The sequence below is a fragment of the Halomonas sp. ISL-56 genome (genome assembly GCF_018612805.1).
Classification (GTDB): domain Bacteria; phylum Pseudomonadota; class Gammaproteobacteria; order Pseudomonadales; family Halomonadaceae; genus Vreelandella.
On record NZ_JAGGRO010000013.1, the window covers coordinates 21,568 to 29,260 of the forward strand.

Consider the following 7,693-nt stretch of genomic DNA (forward strand, 5'->3'; position numbering starts at 1 on the left):
CTTTTTTTTGCCGAACGCTTAAAAAGCGCGGCGGCGGTAGGTGCGGTAATCCGGTGACCAAGACGCTTTTTCGATTAACTCCCGCAGCGTTGTGCCACTGGTTTTTAACGCCACGCCGTTCTGCTGCGCCTGGGCGGCCACTTCAAATGCAATCGACTTGCTGATATCGCGAATACGCGACAGCGGTGGTAGCAGTGCACCTTTACCTTCTTTCACCAGCGGCGCTTCACGGGCCAGCGCCCGCGAGGCGCTCATAAGCATCTCATCGGTAACCCGGTTGGCGCTGGCAGCAATCACACCCAAACCGATACCTGGGAAGATATAGGCATTGTTGCACTGGGCAATCGGATAAGTGCGGCCATTGTAAACGACCGGCGCAAAGGGGCTACCGGTGGCTACCAAGGCTTGGCCGTCCGTCCAGCGGATGACATCTTCCGGCACCGCCTCCGCTTGGGAAGTAGGGTTAGACAACGGCATAATGACCGGGTGTTCACAGCCCGCATGCATCGTGCGCACCACCTGCTCGGTGAAGATACCGCGCTGGCCGCAGACGCCGATCAGCACTGTTGGTTTGATCTGAGCGATCGTCTCTTCCAGACCCTGACCATTCCATTCTGCAACTAGCGAAGGGTCGTGGGCTAAACGCCGCTGGAAGTCACGCTGCCACTCTTGATCGCTGGTCATCAAACCATCCCGATCAACAATGAATATACGCGCCCGGGCTTCGCTCTCGGTCAGGCCTTCGGCTTCCATCGCTACGACCACCTGCTCAGCGATTCCACAGCCCGCCGAACCGCCGCCCACAAACACTACGCGCTGCTGCGCAATCGTTTCTTCACGGGCCTGACAGGCCGCCATTAAGGTTCCCACCACCACAGAAGCCGTGCCCTGAACATCATCGTTAAAGCAGCAAAGCTCGTTGCGATAGCGCTCTAGCAGCGGTACCGCATTGGCCTGAGCGAAATCTTCAAACTGCAGCAGTACGTTCGGCCAACGGCGTTTAACCGCGGCAATAAACTCGCCCATAAAGGCATCATACTCTTCTTGCCCTACCCGCTCGTGGCGCCATCCCATATACATTGGGTCGTCCAAGAGCGCTTTGTTATTGGTGCCCACATCAATCATGATCGGCAGCGTGTAGGCCGGGCTGATGCCACCACAGGCGGTATACAGCGCCAGTTTACCAATTGGGATACCCATGCCTCCGATCCCCTGGTCGCCTAGGCCTAGAATGCGCTCGCCATCGGTGACAACAATCACTTTGACGTTATCTTTGGTGGCGCTGCGCAGGATGTCATCCATATGTTCGCGGTCAGGATAGCTAATAAACAGACCGCGGTGGTTGCGGTAAATATTGGAAAATTCCTGACACGCCTGCCCCACCGTAGGGGTATAAATAATCGGCAGCATCTCTTCCAGGTGCTGGGACACTAGACGGAAATAGAGCGTTTCGTTGTCATCTTGAATGGCGCGGAGATGGATATGCTTCTCAAGGCTGCTATGGCACTGCTGGTACTGGCGATAGACCCGCTCAAGCTGATCCTCAATGGTTTCTACCTTTTGCGGTAGCAAACCGATCAGGTTAAACGCCAAGCGTTCCTCCTGAGTAAACGCGCTGCCTTTGTTCAATAGCGGCATTTCGAGCAAAGAAGGACCGGCGTAAGGAAGGTATAGGGGGCGTCTACTCTGGGTAGTCATAAGCACTCTCTTTTTTATGTCAATCACTGCTGCAATGCAGCAACATCGGGCGTTCGCGGCGTTTGAGCGTAATGTAACATGCTCCTGCGACAAAGGTGGAAGAGAGAGGTCATGTTGATAAAAAAACGCCTCGATTTAGGAGAACTAAACCGAGGCATATGACGAGTATTAACTAACCTTCTAGCAACTTTTAGCGGTGGGTTTGCGCCCCTCTACGCCAGCGAAGAACAACGGCCGCAGCTTAACGCCGACCATGTTGCCCGCAAACGCCGCTACCAACCATACCCAACCGTGGAGGCTGCCAGACGCAATGCCGCTGAAGTAAGCACCAATATTGCAACCAAACGCCAACCGCGCGCCGTAACCCAGCAAGATACCGCCAATGACCGCGGCCAAGATAGATTTCAGCGGAATTCTGAAGTTAGGTGCAAAGCGACCCGCCAAGCTCGCCGCAGCAAGCGCGCCAAGCATAATGCCGACGTTCATCACCGTGGTGATATCACTCCAAACGCTGGCTTCAAGAGCCGCTGCGTTGCCTGGGGACTGCCAATAGCCCCACTGGCTCACATCGCCACCCACTAGCTCAAAGCCTTTAGCCCCCCACAGCGCAAACGCTGAGGTAATTCCCCACGGGCGGCCTGCCAGTGCCAAGGTGGCAAAGTTGAGCAGCGCCAACGCCACCGCGCCCGCCACTAGCGGCCAAGGCCCCGTCAGCCAACGCTCATAGCCATGCTTATCGACATTAGGCACCTGCTCTAACTGGCCGTGACGACGCTTCTCCATCACCCAGGTAAATGCCGCAATAGCAGCAAACAGCACGAGACTAATCGCTATTCCTCCGCCGACCCCGGCGACGTTGACCAGTGATACCGGTTGAAAAGCCGGTAAGCTCTGCCACCAGGCAAAATGCGCGGATCCAATCACCGAGCCAACAATAAAGAACACCAAAGTAATCAGCATGCGTGCGTTACCACCGCCCGCAGTAAACAGCGTGCCAGAGGCACAGCCGCCGCCCAACTGCATGCCTACACCGAACAGGAAGGCCCCCACCAGCACGGAGATGCCAATCGGCGCTACAAAGCCCGACACCTCGTTACCAAACAGCGTGCCTGCCCCCAAGGCAGGGAAAAACAGCACCACCGCGATGGCCAGCATCACCATTTGGGCGCGTAGGCCACGCCCTCTTCGCTCAGTAATAAATACACGCCACGCTGAGGTAAAACCAAACGCTGCGTGATACAGCACCATGCCAAACAGCCCACCAACAATCATCAAAAGGCCAATATTGGCGTCAAACACTACCCCAATTAGTAACGCGCCCAGCACGATCGCCGCCGTGGCGATCAGCGGCACGCGATAGCTCTGCGGCGTAGTAACCGTCGTTGTAGACATACATTCACCTTTAGCAGCACCAAAAGCGCCTGTTTGTTAACAGGCGCTTTTGGTAGACATGGACAATAGTTATAAGCCTAACGATAGCTGTAGAGCGCGGGAAATTCTTTATTGAAAGGTGCTTATATCTTTATGGAATATGAGAGTGCTAAAGCAACGCAACGACCTCGCGCTAGACTTATCCTGCTATATCAACCTAAAAGAATGCAGTACTTTAAATATTGTGGCGCTATGCTCCTCCCATGACGCAGTAAAGGTGGTTATCATTATTCTATAATGCCCATTGGGAGCGTCTAAAGAAGCGACGAGGGTAGATGTTTCTTGATCTCCATCTACAATGTTTACGACTTGATAAAGACACTCGATGTCTTTTACTCCGCAATTGGCCGAAGTCGATACAAAAATGTCACCCGGCACATGATATTGGAAACTGCTTTCAAGCAATAAACTGTACTCTTCTAAGGTAAGAGAGGCATCATTCTGATCGAAACCAATGAACATTTCTAATTCACCTTTTTCACTCTTTGTTCTTAAAATATAGTCTTTCCCGCTAGGTGCATAAATGGCCCAGGTATGTGGAACGGATATAGCAAACTCACCATTGGTAATTTTTTTTGTTGCGTCACTACTGACCACTTCAGAGTTATTGATATCCTCTGTGGAAGCGATAGCTTTTTCCTTATCAATAGGAAGGTCTTTAACTTGAAATAAAATAACAACAAGCATGGCAAAATTATATGCTTTTAGGAAACGCCTAACGTTTCTACCAGATTTTGGCAGGCAGAAAGGAAGCGCCATGACTGATGGGATTAAAATAGCCGTTAAAATAATATCTACTACCAATCCCTCGTAGTTCGCATAACCGTTAGAGGCGGCGGGTGTAAAGACCGCACAAATAAGAAATAGCAAGATGGCAATAAGTAGTCGCATGTTTTGTCCTTGGTGTGTGACAGAACTTAGTCGTAGCCTAATTTTCTTCTTGATTGCAGAGAATAAGTGAACTAATTACGGATTAGCGACCTGCTAAAAGCCCTAGTGATTCGACGTAAATGAGAGTAAGCGTAAACTGGGCATTCGGTTCCCCTTGCCGGGCCGCAAGATTAAACCATCGAATGGCGTCGCTCCGACTCTCGGGAATGCTTTCGCCGCGAAGGTACATACTGCCTAAATTGTATTGGGCCATAGCATTGCCCTGAATGGCCGCTTGTTGATACCACTGCAGGGCGAGTACGCGGTTAATAGGCACGCCTTCACCAAACTGGTACATAACGCCTAGCATGGTTTGAGCGTCGGTATCTCCCTGTTCGGCGGCAAGACGGTACCAGTGCGCCGCTTCATGATCGTCTCGTTCAACGCCTGGGTTGTAACGGTACATAGCCCCCAGGTTGAATTGAGCCATTACGTCGCCCTGCTCTGCGGCGCGGCGGTACCACGTCATCGCTTTTTCTGGGTTTGGGGGAATACCTGCACCAAAATCATACATATAGCCTAATTCAAACTGTGCATCAGCATCCCCCTGCTCGGCGGCCAGCCGAAACCAGTCGGCGGCTGCTCGCGCGTCTTGCTCAACACCTTCTCCGTCTCGGTACATGATGCCCGTGTTGAACTGGGCAGAAATATGGCCTTGCTCAGCAGCCTGGCGATACCACCCCAACGCCTTGAGGCTATTTTGAGCAACGCCCAGGCCGATGTCGTACCGGTAGCCCACTCTAAACTGCGCATCGGCATCCCCTTGTTCTGCGGCCCGGCGATACCACTCAGTCGCGGTATCCTCATTCTGGGTAACGCCCTCGCCATTGGCATACATATCGCCCAGTTGGTTTTGTGCGCGCACATGACCGTTCTCAGCCGCAAGGGTAAATAGCCTTAAGGCGTCACTCATGCTTTGAGTAACGCCTTCGCCTCGATAGTAAAGCCAGGCCAAGTTATTATAAGCATCAACCACTTCTTGGTCGGCAGCTAACTGAAACCACTCAATGGCTTTACTAAAATCCTGTACTACACCTTCTCCATCGCGATACATAACACCTAAATTATACTGGGCATCGGGAACCCCCTGTTCAGCGGCAAGAAAATATAGCTCGGCCGCGTCACTAGAGCTTTGGGGGAGCCCAGTGCCTAAGTAATACATCCCTGCCAGCATAAATTGGGCGTCAGGATGCCCCTGTTTTGCCGCGAGCCTAATCCACGTGATGGCTTTGCTAGTATTTTTGGATGCGCCATCGCCGTTACGGTACATGGCACCGAGCCGATACTGTGACTCCGAATCACCTTGTTTAGCGCGTGCGACAAGATGATCAAAACCTGCATTAACTTGGTCGCCAGTATAAGCGCTAGGCGGCTCATTCATCGGCTGAGCTAATGCAGGTGAGGAGCATAAGAGAAGGGTGAGACTCAGAAGTGATACAGCAATAAGGTGAGGCATGGCATGCAATCCCTGCACTGATCTTAATTCTACTTATATTCTCAGACTATTTGTTGGATTTCTATATCAACTACTCATTTTCTTGATGGCATGACTCCTACAAGGGCCTGAGCAACAAGGGTCGAGAAATAAACAGAGGCACAAATCGCCTTTTTTGACGGCCTCGTGTTCAGCAAACTTCGAGGCTTTGCCCAGCATGATCGTTTCACCCGTACTAAGACGTCGGTTAAGCTACCGACCTCTTTATAGCCTTTACATCTCGCCAATAGGTGTTAGCCACTCTCTTGGAGCGTAAAAAATAAAGAGTCCAGACAACCGACCATACCAGATTGAAAATGGAAGGGGGGATTCTCTTGGCAAGAAAGTACTCTCCAGCTTCAGGTGGCATAATCACTACACAAAAAGCAAGCAGGCTAGCATTCAACAAAGGGCCAGAAAGCCATATTAGCAATACAACGATGTAACGCGTAACTTTCTTATTACTCGCATACAAAACAATTGCCATGCATACATGGCAAAATACAAAAAATGCAGAAGTGTAAGGTACAGTTTCTAAAAAAGAATTAAACCAATCAGCGTTCCCAACAACATCCTGTTCTCTTAAAAACTCTAAAATCTTGACCACAAATAGAAATGGAAGAATAATGCATACAACCCATATATAAAACATCAACCAACCACCCACGCCCACTGGCTTATTGGGGTAAGGTAATTCCCTCTCAGTCATTTCATGCCCTCTCTTCATTGACCGACAAGATGTGATAGAAAAATCTATCGTATTTATTCGCCAAAAAACCTCATAATACTTCGCCATCAAATTTAGCACAATAGCTTTCTATATTTTCAAGAAAATTTTTCTTCTGCTTAGCTACACAATCGGGTGTGACGGCGCCTCTTCAGCAAGCTTCAAAACCTGATCCTGCGGCTCTGAATCTAGGTCTATATTCAGGCTGATCATACATATTGCCGTCAATTGTTATCTCATCTTCAAAGGAGTTAAGCACCGCGCCTTTCGCAACCAATCGACCTAATGTCGGATGTCTCATGAAAGCCTCCCACAAGGTATATAGTGCTTTAATCAACCGTATCATCAATAGCCGACAGAGTTTTCTTTCTAGCTATATTTTAAATCCTTCAGAAATAGTGTTTCTTGATTAATCAAATTAATTACTGGCTCATTAAAATACCTATGCGAAAAACAGAAGAGATTAAATTTAGTTCTTCTTATTTTATTTGCAGCGACCCAACATTCTGCAAGCCATTCAGGAACTACCTTTGAAGAAATCTCATCATAAACATCGTATTCATCTTCGTTAATATCGTTAGAAATAAGATAGCTCCTCATGTTTTTTAAGACTTCTTTTTCCTTCATATTATTCAGAAATTTCGGTTCCATCATGAACAATTGATCTTCATCACTTAGTACCTGCCCGTAATTCCCCATATCTGGAAAATTCATAAAAGTAAGCGATAGCTTAAAATCATCAAACACCTCACAAATACACTCCAGGCTTTTGTCACAATCTCGCTGTTCGTCTTTATAAAGATCAATCAGACGGCATAGGATCGACACACCATCCTGCGAATACAGATTCAAATTTTGCTGGACAAACTGCTCTAAAATATCCAAGTTAAATTCTCCGTAGCACTGACGTTTATATAGTTTCGTGCTCATTTTCGTCCGTTGATGTTTCTTGATCGTGGTTACCGCCGGCGCTGCTTAAACAGCTTTTTGCTAGATCATCATATTCAGCCATCTAAACCACCTTATTGGAAATCTTCAGCGCGCGTTTTCCACCATTCACGACGAAACCATTGTATTGCCTGTTGAGGATAGGGTCATTACGGAAGGCTCTACCGTCTTAAATGAGGCCATGAAGCTACCTGGAAAGTTTTGTTGCGCAGTTGTAGGCAAGGTATAGGGTTTCATGGCGATGCACGGTGAGGGTTTCGTCGCGATCGATGTCGGTGGTGCGGTCGTTTAAGGATCAGCAGATCCAGGTCTTTTTGGGCGTGGAGCCAGATTTGCTCTTCGCCCGCTTCGTCTTCAAAGCGCAGCTTGTTAAAGCCGTCTGCTTTGTGGCTTTGGGTACGGATGACCGTGCGGGTTTTGTAGGTCGGTAGCGGGTAAGGCGGTGTATTAGATCCATGGTAGGTGCGACGTCACCCCGTTCTCAG

Annotated in this window: 6 protein-coding genes and 1 pseudogene; all 7 read right to left on the bottom strand. The window is 49.4% G+C overall.

From position 1 onward, the window contains the following. Positions 1 to 18: 18 nt before the first annotated feature. Positions 19 to 1,698, bottom strand: a complete 1,680-nt coding sequence (locus J7J49_RS12055; protein WP_064235116.1) for an NAD-dependent malic enzyme — start codon at positions 1,696 to 1,698, stop codon at positions 19 to 21. Positions 1,699 to 1,878: 180 nt separating this feature from the next. Continuing rightward, positions 1,879 to 3,090, bottom strand: a complete 1,212-nt coding sequence (locus J7J49_RS12060) for a YeeE/YedE family protein (RefSeq protein ID WP_215092897.1) — start codon at positions 3,088 to 3,090, stop codon at positions 1,879 to 1,881. Positions 3,091 to 3,276: 186 nt separating this feature from the next. Further along, complete coding sequence (locus tag J7J49_RS12065) at positions 3,277 to 4,020, bottom strand: hypothetical protein (RefSeq protein ID WP_064235118.1); 744 nt, start codon at positions 4,018 to 4,020, stop codon at positions 3,277 to 3,279. 82 nt (positions 4,021 to 4,102) lie between these two features. Next, a complete protein-coding gene (locus tag J7J49_RS12070) occupies positions 4,103 to 5,515 on the bottom strand; it encodes an SEL1-like repeat protein (RefSeq protein WP_215092899.1) in 1,413 nt (470 codons plus the stop codon). Positions 5,516 to 5,741: 226 nt separating this feature from the next. Further along, positions 5,742 to 6,242 carry a DUF2569 family protein gene (locus J7J49_RS12075; protein WP_064235120.1) on the bottom strand — a complete coding sequence of 167 codons (501 nt, stop codon included), beginning with the start codon at positions 6,240 to 6,242 and terminating at the stop codon, positions 5,742 to 5,744. A gap of 387 nt (positions 6,243 to 6,629) precedes the next feature. Continuing rightward, complete coding sequence (locus tag J7J49_RS12080) at positions 6,630 to 7,145, bottom strand: hypothetical protein (protein WP_215092901.1); 516 nt, start codon at positions 7,143 to 7,145, stop codon at positions 6,630 to 6,632. A 304-nt stretch (positions 7,146 to 7,449) separates the two neighbouring features. Continuing rightward, positions 7,450 to 7,675, bottom strand: a pseudogene (locus tag J7J49_RS22485) (bacteriophage T4 gp5 trimerization domain-containing protein); the annotation flags it as partial. Between the last annotated feature and the right edge of the window lie 18 nt (positions 7,676 to 7,693).

Bases quoted from the DNA above. Each gene is read 5' to 3' on its own strand.
- J7J49_RS12070 (WP_215092899.1), bottom strand. From the start codon at position 5,515: ATGCCTCACCTTATTGCTGTATCACTTCTGAGTCTCACCCTTCTCTTA.
- J7J49_RS12055 (WP_064235116.1), bottom strand. From the start codon at position 1,698: ATGACTACCCAGAGTAGACGCCCCCTATACCTTCCTTACGCCGGTCCT.
- J7J49_RS12060 (WP_215092897.1), bottom strand. From the start codon at position 3,090: ATGTCTACAACGACGGTTACTACGCCGCAGAGCTATCGCGTGCCGCTG.
- J7J49_RS12065 (WP_064235118.1), bottom strand. From the start codon at position 4,020: ATGCGACTACTTATTGCCATCTTGCTATTTCTTATTTGTGCGGTCTTT.
- J7J49_RS12075 (WP_064235120.1), bottom strand. From the start codon at position 6,242: ATGACTGAGAGGGAATTACCTTACCCCAATAAGCCAGTGGGCGTGGGT.